Here is a 26536-nt window from a genome sequence, read left to right as displayed (position 1 = left end):
TTCTAGAGTATTTTATTAAAAATAGTCATAATTCCTTACATAGAAAGCACTTAATCTAATCCATTGCTAAAACAGATTAGATTAAGTTATTAGTTATTTTATCATCAATTATCTACTAGAGTTATTCTGCGTTTTCAGTTTTTGCCTTTTCATTACCAGCCTCATAATACTCATAACTCCACTCTATCCAAGAACCATCATAATTCTTAACATTCTCATAACCTAAAACTTCAGTTAAAACAAGTAAAGTATGAGCACTTCTTACTCCAGATTGGCAGTAAGGTATAATTTCTTTTCCTTCAAACTCTCCGTAAATTTCTTTTAATTCTGCTAAAGATTTTAGTGTAGTATCTTCATTAACAGCGTTTGTCCAATTAATCCAAGTAGCTCCTTCAAGTTTACCAGGTCCAAATGCCCCGCTCTTAGTTGAAGAACCTGTTTCTTCATCTTCTGTACGAGTATCGATTAAAACAACGTCAGTTCCGATAGCATTAGCTACATCTTCAAATGTTGCTAATGTTTCAGTACTTGGTTTTGGAGCTTTATAGCTAGTTGCTTCAACTTCAGGATTTGCATTACCAGTTGGATACTCAGCACCTACCCAAGCATTTAAACCACCATCTAAGTATCTTACATCTTTATGTCCTAAGGATTTAATTTGCCACCACAGTCTAGCTGCATCATGATGTGAATTAGCAGCGTATACTACAATAGTTGAATCAGCTGTAGCACCATAGCTAGAAAGTATCGCTTCCATTTCTTCAGTAGTATTACTCATTCCACCAAAGTTATAAACTCCTTCTGCTGCTGAATAATCAGAACGCCACATAGTAAATGAACCTTCAATTGGAGAATCTCCTTTTTTGGGATTCAAAGCACCAATAACAACAACATCTGCTTCTTTATCCATAAGTCCTTTTAATTGTAATGAAGTAATAAATGAATCCGGATTTGCATATTCTTGTATTTTGTTTCCTTGTGCAGTATTGTCTACTTCAACCTTTTGAACCCCAAAGATAGCTTTGTAGCCGTAAAAACCTCCAGCTATGATTACTAGTAAAGCAATGACTAAACTTAAACCTCTTTTGTTTTTCATCAATCTTCCTCCTAAAATTAATTTGTTAATCAATTCACTATTATATTATAATTAAATTAAATAAAAGTCAATAATAAATTGTTATATAATTAACAATAGCGTATAATGTCTGATTGTGTCTATTAATCTATTTTTTAATATAATCATTTGTTTTACCTTAAATATTTAACAAACAAATAAAAAAAAATAGCTTTCGCTATTTTTTTGTTAATAGTTTTTCCAATTAACTCCATTATGTAAATTAATTATTGTGTTCCATAAATCCTTCAAAAAAAATTCTATTTCGTCATCCTTATCATAAATTAAATACACCAAATCACTTTTTTTGTTTTTTTCTATGAACTCTAATATTTCATCGATATTTTCATCTACTTCAATTAAAAAAACTATATTTATTTTTGTGCCATAGATATTTGTATAATGATCATAAATTATAGATGGATTTTTCAAGTTTTTCTTTGTAAAATCAATTATAAATTCACTTTGTGAAATTTCATTTTTGCAATAGTAACCATTAACCTTTCCATCAGTAATGCTAGAAACAATGAATCCATAATTTTCAATATATTTACCAACACTTTCCATAAATAATGCCTACCTTTCTTCTTAGATGTTAAATATTCAGTATTAATTTACGCATTTATAAATCCATTAAATTTATGTTTAGTTTTTAAATAATAAATAATCATTGCAAAGATAGCCCCACTAGTATCTATAATCACATCTCTAATAGCTGGACCTCTATTAGGAACAAATGCTTGATGAATTTCATCCGATGCAGCATAAAGAAAAACATATATTACTGCAATAAATATGTTTTCAATTTTGAAGTTTTTATAATTCATAGCTCTAATCAAAAACATATATAAAATAAAATATTCTGTGAAATGTGCTAATTTTCTAACGATAAAATTACTTACTTCTCCAAGTAAACCATTTAAATCTAATCCTAGCATGTCAAACAAATATATTACTAGTTTACTATTTTTATCTGATATATTACCTGGTTGATGAGAAAAAGTGAAAATTAATGCCATCCATAATATAACCATTAACCAATTAAAATGTTTTTTACTCATTAGGATTCCTTTCTAATTTTAAATAAAAATATTTCATTTATAATTTTTTATTTTGATGTAAATAAAGTTTCATTTATACATTTATTTTTTATTAATTTTTTAGATTCTCGTTCATATAGCCATACTGCTAATAATACACTTAAGATTCCAGAAGTAAGTTTAGATATAATAAATCCTCCTATCATTTCAGGGGCTATTCCAGAAACAAAAGCAAATTGTCCTCCAAAAACAAAAGCTCCACTTATACCAAAAGCCGTACATAATACCTTACCTTTTGGATTCATTTCTTTATATGTACCAAATATTAATAAATTACTAGCCAAATTACCTAACATTCCTGCAACAGATACTGAATTTATTCCAAGTTTTCTACCAATCTTATCTAAACTATTTCCAAATACCTTATTAATTAATTCCAACATTGGATAAGCACCACCCAGAATAAATGCGATTTTCCCAACTATTAGAGTTGCTTCTGAAAGAGGTGCAAGTCCAGAAATAATTTTAACTCCAAAGATTACATCAATTCCTTGAAAAAGTAATCCTATAACACTTAAACCCATTATAGTTTTTCCAAAGAAACTAAAAATTCTTATTAATGTATTTGGTAAAAGAAACAAACCTGCTACTAGAATCATAGCTAAAATAAATATAGGTATTATATTCCATAATAAAATCTCGAAATTTATTTTTTGCCATAAACCAGCTAATAAACAACCTATAGGAATTGGGATTATTCCTATCATAACACCTTTGGAAAAATATTTTTCATCTTCTTTTGAAATTAATCCTATAGCAACTGGTATTGAAAAACTAATAGTAGCACCTAAAGTTGATGCAATAATAATTCCTGAAAATAATCCTATCTCTGGTTTAACAGCTAATTCAGTTGCCAGCTGATATCCACCCATATCAACTGCTAAAAAAGTAGCTGGAAATATAGAAGGATCTAATTTAAATGTATTACATAAAGGAATAACTACAATAGCTAAAATTTTAGAGAAAACTGGAGCTAAAGAATATATTCCTATCATAGCTAATCCTACAGATCCCATGGTTTTTATACCTTCTTCAAACTTTTTACCTATCTTCATAGGATTTCCTATTATATAATCGATACCTCCCAATACGAAAAATACTCCAATTATATATAATATTATCTTATCCATTTTCAATTGTCTCCTTAATATACTAAAAAGTTACGTCTTATATAATGGTTATTCCATAAAAAGTAATTTAGTTTAACTTACTTTTTGTGGTTTAACCATATAATATCTATTTAAAACATTATACAATATTTTAAATAGATATTATATATTATATATTATTTTATAAACATTTTCTTTCTTCTGTATTAATTAGTTTTTGATATAAAAATTTAAGAATAGTAATAGAAACTTTGAGTGTTTACATAAGATATAGTTTACATAATAATTATTATGTACTATTATAAAAATTCTAATTTTATTTTTCTTTGATATCTCAACCTTTTCTATATATTCTGTAGACTACAAAAGAACCAACCTATAAAATTGGTTGGTTCTTTAATGCTTACCTTTTAGTGTTTATATATCAAAATATTTCTACTGATTACTTATAAAATACCAAACGTCATATTAATAAAAGTTATTAATATAGCTATTGGAGCTAATACTTTTATTAATACTCTAAATGTGCCATACCACCAAAGTTCAAGTTTCCCGTCATTATTAAGTTCATTCTTAACATCATTATTTTTCATAACATATCCTACAAATAATGCTATGAAGAACCCTCCAATTGGTAACATAAGATCTGATAATTCAATCATCCAATCCAAAAAAGCTAGTGTATGCCATTCACCACCTTTAAATAATGGTAAGTTAAATTTAACAACGCTATATGTTAATGACTCAAAAGCTCCTAAAATTGTTATAATACCAGCTGCTGTAATAGTAGCCTTTTTTCTTGACATATTAAGACTTTCATCAAAATATGCGACAACTACTTCTAAAAGAGAAATTGACGATGTTAATGCAGCTACTGCTAGTAATACAAAGAATAATATACTAAATATATATCCACCAGGCATCATATTAAATACATTTGGTAAAGTAACAAACACAAGACCAGGACCTACATTAGGCTTAACTCCAAAAGCAAAAACTGCTGGGAAAATTGCTAAACCTGATAATAATGCAATAAAAGTATCTGCTAATGAAACTTGCAAAGTAGTAACACCAAGGTTTTCTTTTTTACCAATATATGAACCATATGTAATCATTGCAGCCATTCCAATTGAAAGTGTAAAGAATGCGTGACCTAAAGCCGCCATCACTGCTTCTCCATTTATTTTAGAAAAATCTGGTTTAAATAAAAATGCTAACCCTTCTCCTGCTCCAGGAAGTGTTATTGCTCTTATATCTAATATAATTATTATAACTAATAATAAAGGCATTAAGATTTTTGCATATTTTTCTATACCATCTTTAACTCCACCAAGAATAACCACAGCGGTTAAAATCATGAAAATTACTTGCCACATTACAGGTTGCCATGGATTAGTTACTAAAGAACCAAACATATTGTTAAGTTGCTCAGGACTTTGACCTTTGAAACCATTTATAACAGCTGTATAGACATAATGTAGTGTCCAACCTGCAACAACACCATAAAATGATAATATTATAAAACCTGTTAATACACCGAACCCTCCTGTTAAAAACCACGGTGTTCTAGGTGCAAGTTCTTCAAAAGATGCTACTGCGTTCTTTTTTGCTCTACGTCCTATTAAAAATTCTGAAAGCATAACTGGCATGCCAATTAAAACAATACATATTAAATAAACAAAAATAAATGCTGCACCACCATAAATACCAGTTATGTATGGGAACTTCCATATATTTCCCAATCCGATAGCTGAACCTGCTGCTGCTGCAATAATCCCCAATTTTGAAGAAAAAACCTCTCTCTGTTGTTTTTTATTTTCCATAATATCCTCCCCTAAAATAAAATTTAACAAGTTAGTTTTTATATCAATAATAAAAGCAAGCAATATTTTTGATAATTTTTAATGATTTTTTAAAACATTTTGCCTTATAGTAATAATTGCAAAAATATTGCCCAAACTTGTTAACATTAATTATAATTGATTTCGACATTTTTCGCAATAAAAAGTTATAGATTCGTTAATATTGCACCTTTGTATTTGTTGATTTATCAAATTATGAACTTATATATGATATATTAATAAGCGAAAGCTGATTATACTATTTTGAAAAAATCGCAGTATTTTTTTCGACAATTTGTTCTATAATATTCATTTCTATTAATATATTATTCTTATTTTTAAAATTAATATTCTTTATTTTATTGAATATAAGATAATTACAATATATAATTACATTAGCTATAATTTTAGAATTTTAATATATTTTCTTTAGGAGGATTGTTATGAAAAAAATCATTGTCTTCGGCAGTAAACATTGACCTGACTGCCAACCAGTGAAAGAGTTTCTTTCAAAAAATAATTTTAAATTTTTATACCTTGATATTACAGATAGTATGCTTTATCTAAAAAAATTTCTCAAGTATAGAGACACTAGATCTGAATTTGATGAAATTAGAAAATCAGGTAGAATAGGAATTCCTTGTGTAGCAATTAATAATGGTGAAGAATTTCTTTTTGAGCAATCTGATATTGAATCTTTAAAAAATGATTGATCTTTACCTTTAAAAATGTAATTAAAAAAGAGCCCAAGGCTCTTTTTTATTCGATTTCTATTACAGTATATCCGAAATCTTCTATTTCAGTTTTCATTTTTTCTTCATTAAGGTCATTTCCTTCTACAATAGCTTTTTTTTCATCTAAGCTTACTTCAACATTTTCCACTCCCTCAATATCCATTAATGCATTCTTTACATGATTAACGCAATGACCACACGACATACCTTCAATTCGTAATATTTTTTTCATATTCATTGTCTCCTTTATCTTATAGGTTTATTTTAAATCTTTTTAATCTTAGAGCATTTAATAACACTGAAACTGAACTAAAACTCATTGCAGCTGCTGCTATCATAGGACTTAACTGTGGTCCACCAAATAGAGTTAATACCCCCGCTGCTACAGGTATTCCAATTGTATTATACCCAAAAGCCCAGAAAAGATTTTGCTTTATATTTCTTATTGTTGCCCTACTTAGTTGAATAGCTCCCAATACATCTACAATTTCATCTTTCATTAGTACTACATCTGCTGACTCCATAGCTATATCTGTGCCTGATCCAATAGCTATACCTACGTCCGCTTGAACTAATGCAGGTGCATCGTTTATTCCATCACCAACCATTGCGACTAATTTACCTTCTTGCTGAAGTTTTTTAACATACTCAGATTTATCATTTGGCATTACATCAGCAAAAACTTTGCTGATACCTACTTGTTTTGCAATTGCTTCAGCAGTTTTTCTATTGTCTCCAGTAATCATTACAGTTTCAATATTCATTTTTTGTAACTTTTCAATAGCTATTTTACTATTTTCTTTCAGAGTATCTGCAACAGCAATTATTCCTTTATACTCATTATTGATTGCAACATACATAGCAGTCTTTCCTTCAGATGAAAGTCTATTAACTTCACTCTCAATATGTGCAACATCTAATTTCAGTGTATTCATAAATCTTTTATTTCCGATAAAAACTTTGTTACTTTCGATATTAGCCTCTATACCCATTCCAGTGTGACTTAAAAAGTTATCCACTTTTTTGAATGAAACATTCATTTCTTCGGCTTCTTTAACAATAGCTTCTCCAAGTGGATGTTCTGATACTTTCTCAGCTGAAGCTACTATAGATAACAACTGATTTTTATCTATATTTTCTGTTAAGATATCTGTTACCTTCGGCTTTCCTTTTGTTATAGTTCCTGTCTTGTCAAAGACTATAGCTTCAATTTTATAACTATTTTCTAGAGCTTCTCCACTTTTGATCAATATACCATTTTCAGCACCTTTACCTGAGCCTACCATAATTGCTGTTGGTGTTGCTAATCCAAGTGCACAAGGGCAAGCAATAACTAATACTGATATAAATATTGTTAGTGAGAATATTGTATCCTTACCTGATATAAACCAAATCAACCCCGATAAGGTAGCTATAGCCATAACAATTGGAACAAAGTATCCAGAGATTATATCTGCAAGTCTTGCGATTGGTGCTTTTGATCCTTGTGCACTCTCTACTAGTTTTATTATTTGAGCTAAGAATGTATCTTTGCCTACTTTAGTAGCTCTGATTTTTAATATTCCATTTTTATTTAATGTAGCTCCAAATACTTCATCATCTTGTTTTTTATCTACTGGAATGCTCTCTCCGGTTAACATAGATTCATCTACAGATGAATTACCATCAACAACTATTCCATCTACAGGTATTTTTTCTCCAGGACGAACTAAAATTATATCATCTACTCTTACTTCCTCAATTAAAATTGTTATTTCTTTATCATCTTTTATAAGTGTTGCATTTTTCGGGGTAAGTCCTATTAATTTTTTAATTGCTTCAGATGTTCTACCTTTTGTCTTAGCCTCCAAATACTTACCAAGTAAAATCAAAGTAATAATTGTGGCAGCAGATTCGAAGTAAAGTTTTTCAGCATACACCTTATTTCCCGATGCAATTTGGTATATTGCAAATAACCCATACAATATTGCTGAAGATGTTCCTAAAGCAATAAGTGAATCCATATTAGGATTACGCCTTATAATATTTTTAAATCCATATTTAAAAAACTTTCTTCCAGCTACTAAAGATGGTATTACCAAAATCAATTGTGTCATAGCAAAGTTTAAAGGATTATGGTGCATGTTTATTATATTTGGTAGAGGCATACCTACCATATGTCCCATTGATATGATTAATAATGGTATTGTAAATGATGCTGAAATCAAGAAATTTTTCCAAATAATATTTTGTTCTTGAAGTTTTCTATCTACTTCTTCTATCTCCTCTTCTTCATCAATAACTCCATAACCTGCTTTTTCAACTTCTCCTTTAATCATAGAAAGTCTAACTTTAGATGTATCATATTCAATATATAATTTTTCGGATGCAAAATTAACTTCTGATTTTTCAACTCCATCTAGTTTCATTGTTGCTTTCTCAACTGCTTTTGCACACACTGCACAAGTCATACCTGAAATACTTAATGATAATTTCTTTATCTCTTTATCTTCTTCTGCAGTATAACCAGCTTTTTCAATAGCCTTTATAATATCTTCAGTTGAAGTTTTATCCCCATCAAATTCGACATAAAGTTTTTCAGCAGCAAAATTTAGATTTGCATTCTCGATGCCTGATATTTTATTAGCAGTTTTTTCAACCACTCTAGCACATACAGCACAGGTCATGCCCCCGATTTTGAAAGTTTTATTCATAAGTTCATCTCCTTTTTTTTGCTTTATTTAAAGAATATTTATAAATTGCGAAGAAAAGCGCTTCACAATCTATAGTTGACGGTTGACAGTCTACAGTCAACAGTCAACTAGTTCGTACTCTATTTTAAAATACAGCCATTTACTTAATCAATTTATCTAGCAACTTCATTACTTCATCAACTTTTTCTTCACCAGAATCATTCAAAAATGCATCTTTGACACAATGGTTTATATGTTGTTTCAATATCAATGAGTTAGATTTTCTTAAAAGTCCTTGCGAAGCAATAATTTGATTCGATATGTCTACACAATATCTGTCTTCTTCTATCATTTTAATAATTCCATCTATTTGACCTCTTGCTGTTTTTAAATACTTTTTTGCTTTCAATTTTTCATCATTCATAATTTAAACCTCCCTACCCCTGTGGGGTGTTATGCTTATAGTTTATTACTTTTTTTATGAAGTGTCAAGTATTTGATTGATAACTGTATATTATATTGTTAACTTATAGCTATTTCTTTATATATTGTGTTTCTTTTTCATTAAAAATTATTTTAATATTTTTTATAATTATAATAATTTACTGTTTTATTCTAAATTTTTTATTGTTTACATTTTATTTAGTTAACATAATATTTATTACGTTTACTTTAGGATTTTTCAGTTCTATTATTACATTTATTACATTATTTATCATCTTATCTTAATTATTTTTTTAAGTTCCCCAAAATTTATTTCATATAAATATCAGAATTATTTTTCTCATTTTTTTTATATTATATGCATAAAAATAAGCCCTCTATCGTAGTATTATGACTACAATAAAGGACTTTATTAAGTTTAAAAATACTGTATACTATTTTCTAGTAATAACTATTTTCTTTCCTTCTTTTCTCCACTTTGTAAATTCAGCAACAGCTGTGAAAAGTGCGTCTGTTGATGAGTTAAGAGCAGTTTCACAAGAATCTTGTATAACTCCTACAACAAAACCTACACCAACAACTTGCATTGCTACATCGTTTGGAATACCAAATAAACTACATGCAAGAGGAATCAATAGTAATGAACCACCTGCTACTCCAGAAGCTCCACAAGCACTTACTGCTGAAAGTAAACTTAAAATTAATGCTGAACCAATATCTACTTGTATACCTAATGTATTAACTGCTGCAAGTGTTAAAACAGAGATTGTAATAGCTGCACCAGCCATATTTACAGTAGCACCAAGTGGAATTGATACTGAATAAGTATCCTTGTCCAAACCAAGATCTTCACATAAGCTCATATTCACCGGAATATTAGCAGCTGAACTACGTGTAAAGAATGCTGTAATACCACTATCCTTTAAACATTTAAGTACAAGTGGATATGGATTTTGACGAATACCGATAAATGTAACAATAGGATTTACAACTAATGCCATAAATATCATACAACCAACTAATACAAGAAGTAATTGTCCGTAACTTAATAAAGAAGAAAGACCATTAGTTGCAATAGCATCAAAAACTAGACCCATAATACCAAGTGGTGCTAAGCTTATAACCCATCTTACAACTTGAGATAGTGCATCTGAAAAATTACTAATCATTGTTTTAGTAGTGTCAGGTGCATTCTTTAATGCAAGACCAAGAAGTAATGCCCATGCTAAAATACCAATGTAATTAGCATTAGATAGAGCATTGATAGGGTTGTCTACTACATTCATAAGTAATTTTTTTAATACTTCAACAACGCCACCTGGAGGTGTTATACTGTCAATACCTGCTCCAAGTTTTAATGAAACTGGGAACATAAAACTTGCTACAACAGCAATAAGCCCTGCTAAAAATGTTCCTAAAAGGTAAAGAACAACTATTGATTTCATATTAGTTTTTTGACCACTCTTATGTTGAGAAATAGCGGACATTACTAAGAAGAATACTAATATAGGTGCAACAGCTTTTAAGCCACCTACAAATAATGAACCAAAGATAGAAATTGGTTTTGCTGCTTCGGGAGATATAATAGCTAAAATAATACCGATGGCCAGACCAATTATAATTCGCTTGACCAAACTTAATTGATTCCATTTCGTTAATAAATTTTTCATTTCCTTTTTTACCCCCTATGATAATATAAAAAATATTTTGTCTGAAAATACATTTAATCAACATTTAGAAAAGTATAAATTTTAAACGTTTTCCCACTACATGCTGAAAACTTTTACGATTCAGACAACAATGAAAGTTTATCACAACTTTTGTTGAACCGCAATACATTTTGTTGATTTTCCATGAAATTTGTCGAAATATAAATGTTTTTTTTAAACTACTAAGTAGTTTATTCCAATTAATATTATTTTTTCATAAAAAAAATGATAAATAAACCAGTATTTAATTGAAATAATGGTCTATTTAACATTTTTATACTTTGTTTAAATAACTAAAAAGTTTCTTTATAACAAAAAAGAAATTATGGTAGACTTATTTACTATCTACCATAATTTCTTTTTGTTTTTTCTTAGTTAAAGAATTAAATACAATTTCATAAGATATATCTATTTGTTTTTTTATTATATCATCATCTAAATTACCATCTAAATAGATAGTATTCCAATGAGCTTTATTCATATGATATCCTGGAACAATTTCTTCAAACATTTCTCGTAATACTAAATTCTCTTCTTTATAATTTTTTACATTAAAGCTAGCTCTTTCTTCGTGAACATTTAATAATCCAAACATTTTATCTCCCACTTTATATACAGGTACAGAAATATTAAAAGGAAATTCTTCGATAGCAGCTTTTTTACTCAAAAAATATTCTTTAACTTCATCTCTAGTCATAAAATCACTCCTTGTATTTATTTATAGTTAAATTTATTTATAACTTAGTACACTATTATAAGTACTGAGAATCGACTCCAACAATAGATAATAACTTATCAATATTAATATCAGTAACAATACCATCTTTATGCCAATGATTCTTACATCCACAATAATCTAATAATACACATTGTGGAACAAACCCTAAATCTTTTGCTTTAAGTCCACCAGAAATAAGATTCAGAACACATGCTACTCCAATTATCCCAATTTTTCTTTTTTCAGTTTTTATTTTTGTAAATACTGATGATTCATGAGGAATAATACTAACTTTAAAATTATTTTTTCTTCCTAAATTTGAATATTGATTCACCTTACAAGATTTTGAACAATTTGTACATAAATATCCTTCATTAGTTCTAATAGCTTTACAATTATTATCAGTATTTAATCTCATACAAACAGGCAAAAGCAGTTTCTTTTCTTTCATTTTAAGAAATTCAACTCTGTAAGCTCTATTCATTATTTCAGCTCCTACCATATTTAAATGGTATTCCACTCTTTTACGTCCAGTATATATATAATCTTCTTTCCACTTGTGTATCTTATAGTTACTGTTATGGAACTTGTCAACATTTTCAGTATAAACTCCTAATGCCTCTTCACTTTTTATTTCAAACCATTGTCCTAAATTCACTGATGCTAATATGATATCATAAATTTCTTTGTTAGACTTATAAGATAAATACTCTCTCCATCTTTTCAATCTTTTAACTTCTTGCTTAAATTCTCCTGTAGCTGATAACCAATTAATTAATTTTATTATATTACTTATTGTAAAGTCTATACTCTTATCATTTTCTTTAGATAAAAATAATGTCCCTATAATTCCTCTAAAAAAATCCGAAAATTTCTTTATATTATTTTTTTCTCTTAACCAAGATAGTTTAATAAGTATATCCTTTGGTATTTCTTTTAATTTTACTGCTTTATTTATATAAGTTCTCCATAGCACTCCTAAAATAAGCAGTTCAAGGGAATATTCTGCGTTTGTTCTTATATCTTCTATATTATTTTCTTCAATAAAATTTTCAAAATCCTTTACCCATATATCAGTAGAATCACATATTTCAATTATTACCTCATCTGTAAAAATTGATACATCTTCATAATATTTATAAGAATTATCTTTATATTTACATAATGAATAAGTTATTATCTCGCCCATAAAATCCTACCTTTACTATAAAATTTTGTAAAGCTTATATAAATATTACTCATATAATGTAATTATAGCATATTTTTTGAGAATATATGGCTGAATTATACCTTATTTATAAGTACTTTTTTATGTATAAAATCATCTTTCCCATTTATAACTTATAATACCTTCAGTTTTATCTAGTATCCATTCATCCTTCTTATTCTTAATAAATATACAGTTTCTAGAAAAATTTGAAGCCCATTGGGTTATTTCTTCATTACTACGTTCTTCTATTACTAATTCAAATGAATTTAATGCTGAATCTTCATCTTTATAAGTACTCTTTTTTAAATAGGCATTCTCAATATAAACACCTTCATCAAATATTGTAGGAATATATGCTATAATATTACCTTCACCAAATACGATTTTGCCTTCACTATCCTTTACTACGCCATTTTGGTCCATATCTACAATTGTTTCAAATATATCATCTTTCATCATTTCACTCATACATTTAAAGTTATAATTATTAAAGAATTCTTCTTTAGTATATACGTCTATATTGGGCCTAGTTTCTAGTTTTTTATTTGTTAAATCATTTACCGGTTTCCATGTTCTTTCCATTATGCTTTTAGCAGTTAATAAATCAAATTCTGTTTTTTCTACGTTAACAGGCTTCACTTCATTACTACAACCTGTCAGCAAGCTAAGAAATACTAAAATAATTAGTGTGATTTTTTTCATACTAACCTCCATAGAGTGTCATTAAAAATGTCATTACATTTATGTTTTTTAATATTTTTTAAGTTCAATTAATCACCTCGTATAGTATTCATAAATATATTTAATATAAACAGACCCAGTCTTTGCAAGAATCCAAAATCGAAGTGCAATATCAAAAACAGATACTAGTTGACCTTGTAACAATAAAGTGAAATTCGATTCCATAACTTTTGCATTGTTTTATTTGATTTATTTTCATTAATTTTCTCCATTGTTCCCCCTGATTTAAATATACTTGTATTAAAGATATACTATATGTTATGTAATCTACTCAACTCCAGGTTTTAAACCAGTTGCTTTACCTACTGTTCCGTTTGAATAAGATATTTTTATTTCTTAATCTATCAAAAAAAAATCATTTGAAAACTCTTTTTAGATTCTTCTTCATTAGCTTCTACCTCATGTCATTTTTTTAGTTGCCATTACACACCTTATCTGTGAATAAAAAGTTCAAAGCATGGTTCTTCTTGTTTTGTATCTTCAAACCATTTCATTCCTACATAGCTAAAACCTAATTTTTTTAACACCTTCATGGAAGGATTATTTTGAGGGCTAGTAGAAGCAATGATTTTTTCCTTTTTTAAATTTTCAATAGCGTAGGCAATAAGCTCTTCTGCGGCTTCTGTAGCATATCCTTGTCCCCAATATTCCTTGCTAAAATGATAAATCAATTCAATTTCACTATCCTTATCGGTAGGATTAAAACCACATGCACCAATAATCTGGTTATTTTCTTTTAAACTTACTATAAAGGGAGAAAAACCTTTTTCTTTTTGAAGATTAATATAAAAGGCTATAGATCTTTCTTCACTTTCTTTATTCCCAGCTCCACCGGAATACTTCATAACCTCTTCATTTCCCCAAAAGTTCATAACAGAATCAATATCCTCAGTTTCTAATGGTCTTAATTTTAGTCGTTTTGTTTTTAGTCTTAACATAAACAATACCTCCTTTATTTCTCATTAAGATGAGCAATTATAGGAACCTAAATATCTTTTATCATATCTATTATAACTTAATGAATCATAAATTCCATTCTTCTTTTAGCTTATTTAAGAACTTCATACCTTCACCATTATCTTTTTTTATGTCAGGATGAAGCTTCATGGCTGCTGCTTTATATATTATTTTCAAATATTCTTTTTCTTCTTTAGTGTAGTTACTTTGTTTCCCTTCAAAGTAACTACTAGAGAAATCACTATAATTGTAGTTACTTTCATTATTTTCATAGTAACTACGTTTATTCTTTTGTTTTTCTCTTTTATTCCTCATAACACTATGGAGCTTTTCCTTATTTCTTAGTGTACCAAATACATCATAACAATAATCGTAAGTGTCATATCCATAATTCTTTTCAAATTCTTTTTTATTAGTATTATATATTTTAATTATGTCCTTATGCTTTTTATTTGTCTTGTATTCCTCTGTTTTTTTATACTCTTCTGTTATTTCATCAATTATTGAATCAAGTTTCTTATATATCATCTCATATAATTTTTCTTCTGTAATTCCTATTTCTTGAAGCTTGTCCTCTAATCCAACGGTATAATCACCAATATATGTATAACCATCTGTTATGTCATAATACTTCATGGTACATATAACCCATTGTTTCTTTTTTATCTTACCTTCTTCTCTATAGCTCTTGTGGATACTTATTTTATATGCATCCTTTTTTTCTCTTTCAAATCTTTCACCAGTATAATAAAATCCATATCTCTTTATAGTATCATTTTCTATAGTGGTAGTTGTTTCACTTACCTTTAGTTCTTTAAATGTGGCATCTGTATTTGCTCTCTTATTTTGTACCTTTTGAATTACACAATACATCTCTTCACCTTCTTTTTACAGTCACCCACATTATAACATAAATTATATTTTTTAGTGTTTATGAGATTACTTTGTAAATATTATAGTAACTACTCTATATTTATTCTTAATATCAAAAACAAATGAAGGCTTACTGAATGAGTTCGATAAATAATTAGAAGTTAATCGTATCGAATTTTATACATTGTTTATATAAAATTCACAAAATTTTCATTACCCAATAAGGAGATTTTGAGGACGTGCAATGGTCGAAGTTGCTTGTTGTCTTTGATCATTTTTTTTATGATTAATAAAAGCGTTAATAAACATGAGAATACATGTAATTCCATTGGTATTAAACTATATGTACTGCGTAAATACACCCTACTTCTTGTGCACCCAGTTCTAATTTTATACAGCGCGTACCATTTCTACTAATAATTTTACAGGTGTTATTGTTATAAATATCGTAAACATCAGTATATTTTTCATCAATAGCGAAATAACACTCTGCACTTTCTGTAGTTACATTAATAATCGTAAAAATAGTCTCCTTCTGCCTTGTAAACCTATTTGCCAAAATAGAACTTGATCTTATATTCACTAGTGCCTCTATCTCATTAGACTGGAATATCCAGCTATATTTCTTTAAAATTTGATAATGCTTTTTTATCAACACTTTAACCGCAGGCGAATACCACTCGCTACTGTGTAGATCGTTATCCAACCACAAGCCCATTCCATTAAAGAAAATTTTATTAATGTCCCATGTATTGTTGCCTATTGGGCGGTCACAGTCAATTATTTTAAATATTTTTTTATATGGAAAAGCAAAACGACATATATCTACAATTGTTTTAGAATCTGATAAAACTGATGGATACAAGGAGATATTACTGTCGGCTGGAAAAAACTCGCACATATATAACTTTTCAGGGAATTTATTCTTTAACATGCTTACATAACTATACTCTGCGTTATTCTGATTTAATGGAATAGAATGACTATGCGCTTTATTATGGCAAATGAACTGCTCACCATTACCCATTTCATCTAAATAAAAACCGTCTACAGTAAACTTTTCGTCAACCTTTGCTAGGTAACTAGCGCTTTCGCTTTGCCACTGATTTGTACTGATACATGGATGCCACTGGTCTTTGCTCCATATATGGTATATTTGATTATTCTCATTAAGTATAGGTAACTGGTGGCGATACATCTTATCAAAATCACTACCCTCTTTTATCAAATACGGGTCAAAATATGCATAAACAGCAAGCTTGCTTTCACTTTTACAAGCTTGAAGCTGCCTATTAAGCTCGCTAAGGCTTTTAAGATTTTTAAATGGCTGTGCATTTCCACATCGAATATTATTTTGTGGAGTATATGCATAATCAAATAAAAGTGCTACGTCAACACCACCAACCTCAGTTTGATCATCGTGATATTGCTGACTAAAGCAGTAATCTTTTCCATTATAAATTGCATTTTTGCAAAACTGCGGATTAAAAAAATAACGACGGATATGGAAACATCCTGAAAGACGCTCATCTATCCTTTCATTTTGGTTATATTTATTTTTATACCAACTTTTATAACCATTAAAACCCTGATGCCAATCACCACTATGGAATTTTATTAATATTTTTCGTTGTGCGTTTTTCAAAGTCATATTATTGTATTGTACTATAAACTGAAATTTATCATTTTGCTTTTGTACGCCCACGCTACTCTGTTGCTGGTCATCAAAAATCAGAGTGACCCCCATATTATTGTAAAGGGCGCTTACAAACGAAAGAGGAAAACGATAGCCATAGTTACAGTTATAGTTACAGTTTTTTTCAGAAAGCACAAACTCCCTTGCAGGGTAACAGTATTTAAGCAGCTGTATTGGTAAAATGTTTTCACTAACTGCAAAACATACCTGTAAATCTATAGTTTTTTCGTCACTTTCTCCATTACTACTTTGTACTTCAATGTCAAGCATAAGTTCATTCTCACCGCACTGAGTAAAAGTGTTTTGGCAAACAACTTCTTGTTCTATTATGTTTTTATTTTTATATTCCTCCGGACTAAAGCAAAGCTGTATTTCATTTGAAATTTTCATATAATCCCTCGTTTTTTAGTTGTTTATCATTTGCTTAACTGCGCTTAGTGCATCAACCTTGTTATGTTCTAGAATTTCATTTGTAGTTTTAATACTATTTAATGCATATTTTTTATAGCCATCCTTTGAGCAGATAATTTCCTCTATACAACGCTCCATGTCATTAACATCGCTGTATCTTGCCACGAGGCTTGAAAAAGGCACAGAGTCAGAGCCTACCACAGGTACACCCGAAATCATATGTTCAAATGCAACATATGAGAATGTTTCCGTAAGTGATACTTGAAGCCCAACATGCATTTGTTTCATTAGCTCAAAACACTGTCTATTAGGCAACTGCTGGTGCAGAACAATCTTTAATCCTGACTGATCTGCAATTTGCAGGATATTCTTATATATAGGATTTTCGCCGTTATGTTCAAACATGTGTAGCTCTATAGGATATTTTTTTGCAAGATTTGTAACTGCTACTACCTGAGTTATCATATTTTTAAAGGGACGATATGCACAAAAAAGACTTATTTTTATAGGATTCATTTCATTGCATTTTTTATTTATGCTTTTTTCAAGCTCATCACTATACACCTCATAAGAAAAGGTGTTTGGCAAGTATATAAAATCCACCTTTGAAAATTCATTAAAGCCTTGAGTTTCACAAAGAGACGGACATGTAATTCTAAAATTTTTATTTTTATTTTTGCTCCAATTGATAATACGTGCCAAGGATTCACCCTCCACCTGTAAATTGCACATAGTTGAATGAATTGAAAGCACAATATTTTTATCCATTTGTAGAATTTTATTCATTGTTTCGTCACTAAAGCTTGGTACCTGTATGTTGATACACTTACTATTACAATTTTTTACGCACTTCAATAAATCTAAATCATCTTTATACCAAACAACCTCAAAATCAATATTATTTTGCTGTAAAACAGCTGACAAATGGCGTACTGATACCACTACACCTGTTTCTAAACCAATATCCTTAATAAATATTGTTAATTCTTTCATATTTCTCACCTCTCGTAATATATAATTTATATCCCACGTATATTTTTCCTTATAATTTTATGCAAATGGTGATGCCAAGTATTTACTTGTCTCATAGAACTCACTCATTTTACCTACCAGATGATCAAGTCCTACACTACGAAAGAACTCTACCGTTTGTGGAAAACTGTTTCTAATCATACTTCTCACAATTTCTATCTGGTATTTAGCCTCTTCACTGGTAATTAGCTTGTGACGTACCATTGCACTTAGCTTAAAATCTGACTCGGTATAACCAAGCATACCATAGTATAATACATCCTTAATTTCTTCAATTAAGCAGTCATAGTGCCAGCTTCTTTCAGGTCGCACCCAATTAAGGTTTTCGATTACAAACTCTTCTATTTGCTGTGGAGTATTTGCCATGTACTTGTCCAAGTCAAACAACTCGTAGTTTTTGAACATAGTTATCTTGTCATCGCCACAAGATAACTTACCCTTATATTTATACTCATGGTCGCGTAAAATATATATCAAGTTATCATCAAAGTCATAGCAATCATTCACCTTTAGTCCTTCCATCAAACCTACCTTATCATCACCATATCCTTTTTGTGTCAGTAGTTCCTCCTTGAATGGGGCAAGTTCCAGATATGATGCTGCACTCACATACTTTTTAATCCCCAGTTCGTCGCCTTTAGAGTACAGTGCCTCAGTTATACCAAAACGGCAGCCTGCACAAAGAGCAACGCGCACCATCTCAGGGCTTGGGTTATTTAGCAGTGCCTCAAAATTTTTCTTAAATCGTGTTAACATACCCTTATCCTCTATTACTATTAACTCAGTTTTTAGTATTTCTTTTGCGACATTAAGGTTTTTGGTTGCCAATGGGTGAACAAGACCTGTTTTTTTATGATTAAAAGCTACCACATTTTCTGATCCAAAACAGTTTACAAGATAGTACCATGCAAACATACTGTCTTTACCGCCACTTACAGTTATGCCTATTTTTTCACCTTTTTTCAAATTAACCTCTTTTATAAATTCTTTCTTACCCTTAAATTCTGGCTCTTTAAAGTCACGACAGAATTTGCACTTTGTTTGGCCTTCATGTTTTTTGTAATCGCCAAAAGTATAGTTCACAGGCAAAATGCATTCATCGCAACCATATTGAATGTTTTTTACTTCGCTATCTACTGTACATGCTATTTCATTTTTGTAAAATTCACTGTATTTCATAGTTTTATTCTCCTTTTTTATTATGGCTAATTTCTCTGCTTTGTGTACAGCCTTTTCTTCTAAATATTTTTCAGAGGTTATTGTATTTGATTTTTTCATTTTTTACTGTACACCTCCTCACTTTTATATATTGTATTCTACATTATTTTTCATTTTTTGTGAAGTTTTTTAGCTAAGTAGTAACACTTTCTGTTTCCATTCAATATCATTTAAACATTGATTCGTTCATTCCTGAAGTACTCTATTAAAACAAAGCCTGCAATATATTTTGATTAAATATATTGCAGGCTTATAAGATTTTTTCATCTTTCCAATTAAAATAGAAATCTTGGTGCTCACAGCTGTTTTTCTCTTCATAGACTTTATATAATCTACATGACGAACCTCATAGCAGACCAGACATCATTTATGGATACATAAGAGACAGGCTCAAAGTCATATCCCAAAATATCCTTTTTTTACAGTCATCCACATTATAACATAAACTATATTTTTTTAGTGTTTATGAGATTACATTGCAAATATTATAGTAACTACTCTAAAAGTCCAGTATATAATTTCTACACTGGATTACACTTTTAAATTTAAAAATAACACTATTGATACTATAATTAATCCCATTGTCCTGGAAATCTTAATTTCTGTAGTTGTGGAAATTTTTTATTATATTCTTCCACTTCATCCTCTGGAAGATTTTCAAAGACTTCTGCTTCATAGAATTTCCCTATTATTCCTTTCATACCATCTTCTGCTAATTCAATTCCCATAAATGCATCAAAGTTTTTACCATCAGCAGTTGTAATATTAAAATTATCACATGTTTTAAATCCTATTCTAGGATAATAATCTGGTTCTCCAAAAATTACAATACCTTTATACCCATTATTTGCAGCTAAGTTCATTGTTTCTTTTAATAACAGCTCACCAACTCCACATCCTTGCCATTTAGGCTCTACACAAAGAGGTCCAAAAGTTATAATTTCATGTGTATCTTCACCATCAGTAACTCTTGACTTTGAATACATTATACACCCTATTACCTCTCCATCCTTTACTGCTATTCTGCTTAGTTCTGGAAGATAGTCTTTATCTTGACGTAATTTATGTACAAGGTAATGTTCGTCACATCCAAGATGATGTTTATTCCAAAATGCATGCTGTGTCATTAACTCTACATTATACCAATCATCCTTTGTTTCCATTCTAATTTCTATTTCTTCATGATTTAATCTTTTCTTTTTTTCTAGAAACCATCCTAATTCTAATCTTACTTCTTTTCTTTGTAAATCATTGTTCTTGTAGCAACAAGTATCCATACCAATCAAGGTAAAGCCCTCATGCTGATAAAAATCTACTGCATTAACATTACAAGATTGTGTTTCTAGAATAATAGCTCTACGACGTTCTCTTCTTGCTTGTTCCTTTGCCATTTCAATTAACGCATGACCTATTCCCTGCTTTTGATATTTTTCTGCTACCCATAGTTCTGTAATTCTTAGACGATTAGACCATAATTCTCTATCAGTTTCAATTGCAGCAACTAATTCATCATTAACTAACACTCCCCAAGCATAAGCATTCTCCCAGTGATCTTCATATAACTGATCTGGGAAATCGTATTCTTCTGGTGTATGAGTTACTGGTTCTGTAAAATCTTTCTTTACTATCTCAATTGCAAATCCTTTATCTTTTTTATTTACTATAACATCATAATATTTATCTGTTATGTACTTTATTGGAATTATAGTCCCCTTCCATTTATCTCTTGGTAAATGTATAATTTCATATTTCATAGTCTTTATCCTTCCTTTTTTTATATTAGTTATTGTCTTTGCATGCTCTAGTTCTGCTCACTACAAAAGGACCCTCAGGAGTAAATAGTATTTTATTATAAATTTTCAGATACGCTTTAATAAAAAACATCCAGATAATATTCTTTGTAATTATCTTACTTTTTTCACAATCTAGTTATCCTTTAACTTCAGTTTCTTATAATCAAATGTCTTCCTCTCTAATACAATCTCTTTTATAAATTGGCTTAACTTACAATTCTTAATGATATTGTCTAATTCATTGTTATGAATTAAAAATAATAATTTTTGTTCAAGATTTGTATAATTCAAATTTCTCTTACGATTAAAGGATTTCTTTTCATTTATCAACCATTGACTATATCTCTTTGTTCCTTCTTTTAGAGGTAAGGTGTCAATTCCTCTTTTAGCATATAATTGCTTCATGTGGCATAACAAAATATATATTTCGTCATAAAGTGGAAATTGATTCTGATATACATAATGAGGCACATTCATTGCAAAAGAAAACTTGCTAGCAATCTTATCAATTCTATTAAATGATTCCTGGCAATATGATATGATTGGTATTCCAGACTGACGATTTTCACTATAAAGATCTTTATATCGCCCTAATAAGCTTGGATATTTACTCTTTATAACATTCATAAATATATCTTTCTGTTTTCCTGGACGTAAAGTTAATAAACCAGGCATAACGAAATCAACCCCTATATTTTCTAACTCTTTTAACAGATTAAAAATATTTTTTTCAGTGTCCGAAATAAAAGGAATAAAAGGCATAGCCAAAACTCCAACATTAATCCCTCTTTTCTTAAATTCTCTAAGCATTTTTAACCGCTGTTCTACTGAACTAGCTCCTGGTTCAAAACACTTTCTCAAACTATCATCTATAAAAGTCAAAGATACCATTAATGTAACTCCACACTTATTATTGATCCTCTCCAAGATATCAATATCACGCATAGCGATTGCTGACTTTGTCATAATACTAACTGGAAAATTATATTTTTCTATAACCTGAAGAGATTGTTGCATTATCTTTTCTTCTATCTCGATAGGTTGATATGGATCGCTAACCCCTGAACTTATTGAAATAATTCCCATTTCTCTTGCTTTCTTCAATTCTTTTTCTAATAATTCAGGAATATTTTTTCTAATAATTATATCCTTCTCGAAATCTCCTTCTACGTAATACTTTTCAGCCCTTCCATCACAATATTTACAGCCATGCTGACATGCACGATAGGGAGAAAAACTATACTTTGATGGAAAGTAACTACCAATAAGACCTGTATTTTTAGAAATGGATTTAAGTTCAGTATAGTGTTTTATTACAGTATTCATTCTTTTGTTACCTCCAAGGATGATTTTCTTTATTTTTTAATCTGTAATTACTTGAATAGTGGGCTTATCCAAAACCCTTTTTACTAAATCATTAATAAATTCTACGGTAAACTCATCCTTTTCATCAAAAATTCTTTCTACTGATTTATGATCATTAAACATAATTTCATTTATTGTGTGTCTTATACATAATCTCAAAGACATTTCATTATCTAAAGCGTTTTTTAATTCAATGGTTTTCATTACGTTTTTAATATCTAAATGAGAAATTTTATATTTATTTTCTTTAACTCTCTCAATGCATTCATTTAATTTCTTTATAACTTCATCTTCATTACCTTTACTTGTTCCAACCTTTATCAAAAGATGTTCTATCCCTTTATCAAATACTAATCTGGATGAGACATCGTAAGCCAATCCTGATTTCGTTCTTATTTCATCATATATAATTCCGTTTCCTGTAGCTCCAAAAATCTCATTAAATATCCTTAGAGCTTTTTTATCATATTTGCTTAGATTATTAATTTTAAATAAGTATTCTATTTTAACTCCTGATAAACCCTTTTTTTTATCTATACTTTTTAAATTTTTATTGTGTTCAGAAATCTTATAAGGTTTTCTAGATTTTTTAATTGGGTTTTCCCAATCTCCAAAATAACCTTCCATTATATCTAAAATAGATTGAAAACTATGATTACTAACTATCCCCAATACACAATTATCAGGAGTATAGTTTCTATTATAAAATTCTCTTAGTTTCTCAATATTAAACTTATCTATGTGCTGTTTTTCGCCAATGATAGGGTATTTTAATCTAGCTTTCTCATAAGCATTAAAATATAACTTATCTTCACAGTATTGGTATGGATCATCTTTCCATTCATTTAATTCTTCATTTATAACTTTTACTTCATCATAAAGGTGTTCTTTTCTTAAAGTAGGTTTTCTAAGTACTTCAGAAAAAATTAAAAATGCTTCTTCAGTATCCTCTTTTAGACAGCTACCATAATATATTACATAAGGAAAATTTGTCATTGCATTTGTCATTCCAAAAATTCTTGACATTCTTTTATTTATATCATCTTCAGTCATAGTTTCCGTTTCTTTATAAAGAAGATGTTCTAGTGCATGAGCTATCCCTATTTCATCTTCTTTCTCAGCAAAAGCCCCTGCTTCTAAACCGAAGCACATAGAAGTAATATTAGACTCTCTTTTAATATATATAATTTTCATTCCATTTTTCAATGTAAACTCCATCATTTTTTATTCTCCTCAAATCTTTTCTTTTGATATATTCTACCATAAATTATGGTTATTCCACAAAAAGTAATTTAGTTGAACTTCAACTACAATATGAATTGTCAGAAATGTTCAATCTGCAATATGAATTATCAGAAATGTTTAATCTGCAATATGAATTGTCAGAAATGTTTAATCTGCAATATATAGCGTCAGAACGAATCAATCTGCGGTAGATATTGTGGTTGATTTTAGTTCAACTTACTTTTTGTGGTTTAACCAAATTATAAGTTATATGAAAAAATAATCAAAAAAGAAATCTCATATAACTGAGATTTCTTTTGACTTTCTTATTTTAACCATCCCATGGATGAGTTAACTGCTTTATGCCAACCTTTTAGTAATTCCTCACTTTCTGCTTTATCCATTTCAGGAGTAAAGGTTCTATCTACAGCCCAATTGTTTGTAACTTCTTCTTTGCTTTCCCAATATCCAACTGCTAAACCAGCAAGATATGCAGCACCAAGTGCTGTTGTTTCAACTACTTCTGGTCTTTGAACAGGTTTTCCAAGTATTGATGATTGGAATTGCATCAAGAAATTATTTGCAGTAGCTCCTCCATCAACTTTAAGAGCTTCAAGTTCTATTCCTGAATCTTCAGCCATTGCATTTAATACATCATTTGTTTGGTATGCCATAGATTCAACTGCTGCTCTGACGATATGTTCTTTTTTTGCTCCTCTTGTTAAGCCTACTATAGTTCCTCTAGCATAAGAATCCCAATATGGTGCTCCAAGTCCAACAAAAGCCGGCACCAAATAAACTCCATTGGAATCTTCAACAGCTTCACAATATTTTTCTGATTCTGAAGCACTTTCTAATAATTGAACTTCATCTCTTAACCATTGTATAACTGCACCACCTATGAAAATACTACCCTCAAGAGCGTATTGAACTTCATCAGATGTAGATGCAGCAATAGTTGTTACTAGCCCTTTTTTTGATGCTACAGCTTTATTACCAGTATTCATCAATAAGAAACAACCAGTACCATAAGTGTTTTTTGCCATACCTGCCTTGAAACATGCTTGGCCAAATAGAGCTGCCTGCTGATCTCCAGCTACACCTGAAATTTTAATAGGTCCACCAAATAGTTCAGAATCAGTTTCACCAAATACATAGCTGGATGGTTTAACTTCTGGCAGCATAGAAACTGGAATATTCAATGCTCCATATAATTCTTCATCCCATTTCAAATCATGTATGTTGAATATCATAGTTCTTGATGCATTAGTATAATCGGTTACATGAACTTTTCCCCCGGTTAGGTTCCAAATTAACCATGTATCAATATTACCAAAAATTAAATTTCCTTTTTCTGCTTCTTCTCTTGCACCATCAACGTTTTCTAAAATCCAGTTGATTTTTGTTCCAGAGAAATAAGCATCTAAAACTAATCCTGTTTTATTTCTAACTGAATCAGCTAATCCTCTATCTCTTAATTCATCGCAATATTCAGCTGTTCTTCTACATTGCCAAACAATTGCATTATATACAGGTTCTCCAGTATTTTTATTCCAAACTACTGTTGTTTCTCTTTGATTTGTGATACCGATACTAGCAATATCTTCAGCTTTTGCATCTATTTTTTTTAATGCTTCTTTTACAACACCTAATTGAGTTTCCCAAATTTCCTTAGGATCATGTTCTACCCAACCAGCTTTGGGATATATTTGTGTAAACTCTTTTTGTGCTACAGTTACTATTTGCCCTTCCTTATCAAATAAAATACATCTAGAACTTGTTGTTCCTTGGTCCAACGACATTATGTACTTTGCCATGAAAAAAACCCCCTTGAATATATTAATGCAAAAAAACCATTCTAAAAATTAACCGTCGTGGAAAATCTTTAAAATGGCTCTCTAATCTCTGCCAATATATATATTTATTATCAAACTATATTAATATAATACAATAAATTCAAATATTAATCAAATAAATTCAGCTTTTTTTCTCTATTTATTTTTAATATTTCCAAAGCATTGATTTATTTGTAGAAACAGCAATAGCTCCAGCAGATAATGAATCTATTATATCTTTCTTCGTTTGAATAAGACCTCCTGCAATAACAGGTGCATTTACTCTTTCTTTTAATTGTTCAATAATTTTATTTGCAACTCCTGGCATTATTTCAACAGCGTTAGGTTTCGTATCATTTATATTTTTAATCCCTGTTTTAAGAGATAATGAATCTATTGCGAAAATCCTGAGTATAGTAGCTAACCCCTCATGCTTTGCGTGCTTCATAATAGTGGTCTTTGTACTTATTACTCCATAAGGTTTGGAATACTTTTTAATAAATTGAATACCTGATAAATCAGCTTTTAAACCATCAATTAAATCCAAATGAACAAAAACCATCTTATCATTATCGCTTAATATCTTGCATATGGAAGATATGCTCATTATATTTCCATAAAGTACAAAAACAATTTTAGAACTACTGTTAATTGCTTTTTTTAAATCATCATCATTTCTCACTGCTGCAATTATTGGATTATCCATCATAATTTCTTTTAAATTTTCCATTATAATCTCC

The 26536-nt window shown here is 29.5% G+C and carries 23 protein-coding genes; 1 reads left to right on the top strand and 22 read right to left on the bottom strand.

What is annotated here, in order from left to right; translation table 11 throughout:
* Positions 1-121: 121 nt before the first annotated feature.
* The 5 genes from ACQ3F0_RS00735 to ACQ3F0_RS00715 form a co-directional block, all read right to left on the bottom strand.
* Positions 122-1096, bottom strand: a complete 975-nt coding sequence (locus ACQ3F0_RS00735) for a sulfurtransferase (RefSeq protein ID WP_428863096.1) — start codon at positions 1094-1096, stop codon at positions 122-124.
* 207 nt (positions 1097-1303) lie between these two features.
* Entirely contained in the window at positions 1304-1681 is a 378-nt protein-coding gene (locus tag ACQ3F0_RS00730) for a hypothetical protein (RefSeq protein ID WP_428863094.1), read from the bottom strand.
* 47 nt (positions 1682-1728) lie between these two features.
* Entirely contained in the window at positions 1729-2175 is a 447-nt protein-coding gene (locus ACQ3F0_RS00725) for a VanZ family protein (protein WP_428863092.1), read from the bottom strand.
* Between the two features lie 47 nt (positions 2176-2222).
* On the bottom strand, positions 2223-3344 hold the full coding sequence (gene eutH, locus ACQ3F0_RS00720) for an ethanolamine utilization protein EutH (protein ID WP_428863090.1): 1122 nt from the start codon (positions 3342-3344) through the stop codon (positions 2223-2225).
* A 425-nt stretch (positions 3345-3769) separates the two neighbouring features.
* Positions 3770-5146 (bottom strand): sodium-dependent transporter, encoded by a 1377-nt coding sequence (locus ACQ3F0_RS00715; protein ID WP_428863088.1) that lies wholly within the window; start codon positions 5144-5146, stop codon positions 3770-3772.
* 512 nt (positions 5147-5658) lie between these two features.
* Here ACQ3F0_RS00715 and ACQ3F0_RS00710 point away from each other — a divergent pair.
* Positions 5659-5877 carry a glutaredoxin domain-containing protein gene (locus tag ACQ3F0_RS00710; protein ID WP_428863086.1) on the top strand — a complete coding sequence of 73 codons (219 nt, stop codon included), beginning with the start codon at positions 5659-5661 and terminating at the stop codon, positions 5875-5877.
* Positions 5878-5923: 46 nt separating this feature from the next.
* On the opposite strand, the gene ACQ3F0_RS00705 is transcribed toward ACQ3F0_RS00710, so the two are convergent.
* The 17 genes from ACQ3F0_RS00705 to ACQ3F0_RS00625 form a co-directional block, all read right to left on the bottom strand.
* The gene (locus ACQ3F0_RS00705) at positions 5924-6130 is read right to left on the bottom strand and encodes a heavy-metal-associated domain-containing protein (RefSeq protein WP_428863084.1); all 207 of its coding nucleotides are present in this window, start codon (positions 6128-6130) and stop codon (positions 5924-5926) included.
* A 19-nt stretch (positions 6131-6149) separates the two neighbouring features.
* The gene (locus tag ACQ3F0_RS00700) at positions 6150-8591 is read right to left on the bottom strand and encodes a heavy metal translocating P-type ATPase (protein WP_428863082.1); all 2442 of its coding nucleotides are present in this window, start codon (positions 8589-8591) and stop codon (positions 6150-6152) included.
* Between the two features lie 139 nt (positions 8592-8730).
* Positions 8731-8994 carry a metal-sensing transcriptional repressor gene (locus ACQ3F0_RS00695; RefSeq protein ID WP_428863080.1) on the bottom strand — a complete coding sequence of 88 codons (264 nt, stop codon included), beginning with the start codon at positions 8992-8994 and terminating at the stop codon, positions 8731-8733.
* Positions 8995-9448: 454 nt separating this feature from the next.
* Positions 9449-10684, bottom strand: coding sequence for a serine/threonine transporter SstT (sstT, locus tag ACQ3F0_RS00690; RefSeq protein WP_428863078.1), 1236 nt, complete (start codon positions 10682-10684; stop codon positions 9449-9451).
* A 373-nt stretch (positions 10685-11057) separates the two neighbouring features.
* Entirely contained in the window at positions 11058-11420 is a 363-nt protein-coding gene (locus tag ACQ3F0_RS00685) for an MmcQ/YjbR family DNA-binding protein (RefSeq protein ID WP_428863077.1), read from the bottom strand.
* A 55-nt stretch (positions 11421-11475) separates the two neighbouring features.
* Entirely contained in the window at positions 11476-12630 is a 1155-nt protein-coding gene (locus tag ACQ3F0_RS00680; RefSeq protein ID WP_428863075.1) for a DUF116 domain-containing protein, read from the bottom strand.
* A gap of 132 nt (positions 12631-12762) precedes the next feature.
* The gene (locus tag ACQ3F0_RS00675; RefSeq protein WP_428863073.1) at positions 12763-13353 is read right to left on the bottom strand and encodes a hypothetical protein; all 591 of its coding nucleotides are present in this window, start codon (positions 13351-13353) and stop codon (positions 12763-12765) included.
* 470 nt (positions 13354-13823) lie between these two features.
* Positions 13824-14330: a GNAT family N-acetyltransferase gene (locus tag ACQ3F0_RS00670; protein ID WP_428863072.1), complete on the bottom strand. Its 507-nt coding sequence runs from the start codon at positions 14328-14330 to the stop codon at positions 13824-13826.
* Positions 14331-14415: 85 nt separating this feature from the next.
* Positions 14416-15222 carry a transcriptional regulator gene (locus ACQ3F0_RS00665; RefSeq protein ID WP_428863071.1) on the bottom strand — a complete coding sequence of 269 codons (807 nt, stop codon included), beginning with the start codon at positions 15220-15222 and terminating at the stop codon, positions 14416-14418.
* A gap of 334 nt (positions 15223-15556) precedes the next feature.
* Entirely contained in the window at positions 15557-17308 is a 1752-nt protein-coding gene (locus ACQ3F0_RS00660) for a hypothetical protein (protein ID WP_428863069.1), read from the bottom strand.
* Between the two features lie 15 nt (positions 17309-17323).
* Positions 17324-18322, bottom strand: coding sequence for a glycosyltransferase family protein (locus ACQ3F0_RS00655; protein WP_428863068.1), 999 nt, complete (start codon positions 18320-18322; stop codon positions 17324-17326).
* A gap of 57 nt (positions 18323-18379) precedes the next feature.
* Complete coding sequence (locus tag ACQ3F0_RS00650) at positions 18380-19639, bottom strand: adenine nucleotide alpha hydrolase family protein (RefSeq protein ID WP_428863066.1); 1260 nt, start codon at positions 19637-19639, stop codon at positions 18380-18382.
* 512 nt (positions 19640-20151) lie between these two features.
* On the bottom strand, positions 20152-21333 hold the full coding sequence (locus tag ACQ3F0_RS00645) for a GNAT family N-acetyltransferase (protein ID WP_428863065.1): 1182 nt from the start codon (positions 21331-21333) through the stop codon (positions 20152-20154).
* Between the two features lie 171 nt (positions 21334-21504).
* Positions 21505-22698, bottom strand: a complete 1194-nt coding sequence (locus tag ACQ3F0_RS00640; protein ID WP_428863064.1) for an SPL family radical SAM protein — start codon at positions 22696-22698, stop codon at positions 21505-21507.
* 36 nt (positions 22699-22734) lie between these two features.
* Positions 22735-23958 carry a M16 family metallopeptidase gene (locus ACQ3F0_RS00635; RefSeq protein WP_428863063.1) on the bottom strand — a complete coding sequence of 408 codons (1224 nt, stop codon included), beginning with the start codon at positions 23956-23958 and terminating at the stop codon, positions 22735-22737.
* A gap of 329 nt (positions 23959-24287) precedes the next feature.
* On the bottom strand, positions 24288-25778 hold the full coding sequence (gene glpK, locus ACQ3F0_RS00630; protein WP_428863061.1) for a glycerol kinase GlpK: 1491 nt from the start codon (positions 25776-25778) through the stop codon (positions 24288-24290).
* Positions 25779-25962: 184 nt separating this feature from the next.
* Positions 25963-26526 (bottom strand): glycerol-3-phosphate responsive antiterminator, encoded by a 564-nt coding sequence (locus tag ACQ3F0_RS00625; protein ID WP_428863060.1) that lies wholly within the window; start codon positions 26524-26526, stop codon positions 25963-25965.
* Positions 26527-26536 lie beyond the last annotated feature (10 nt).

The sequence above is a fragment of the Clostridium sediminicola genome (assembly GCF_050402865.1).
In the GTDB taxonomy this organism is placed as follows: Bacteria; Bacillota; Clostridia; order Clostridiales; family Clostridiaceae; genus Clostridium_AF; species Clostridium_AF sediminicola.
This window is presented reverse-complemented; position numbering and strand designations above follow the sequence as displayed.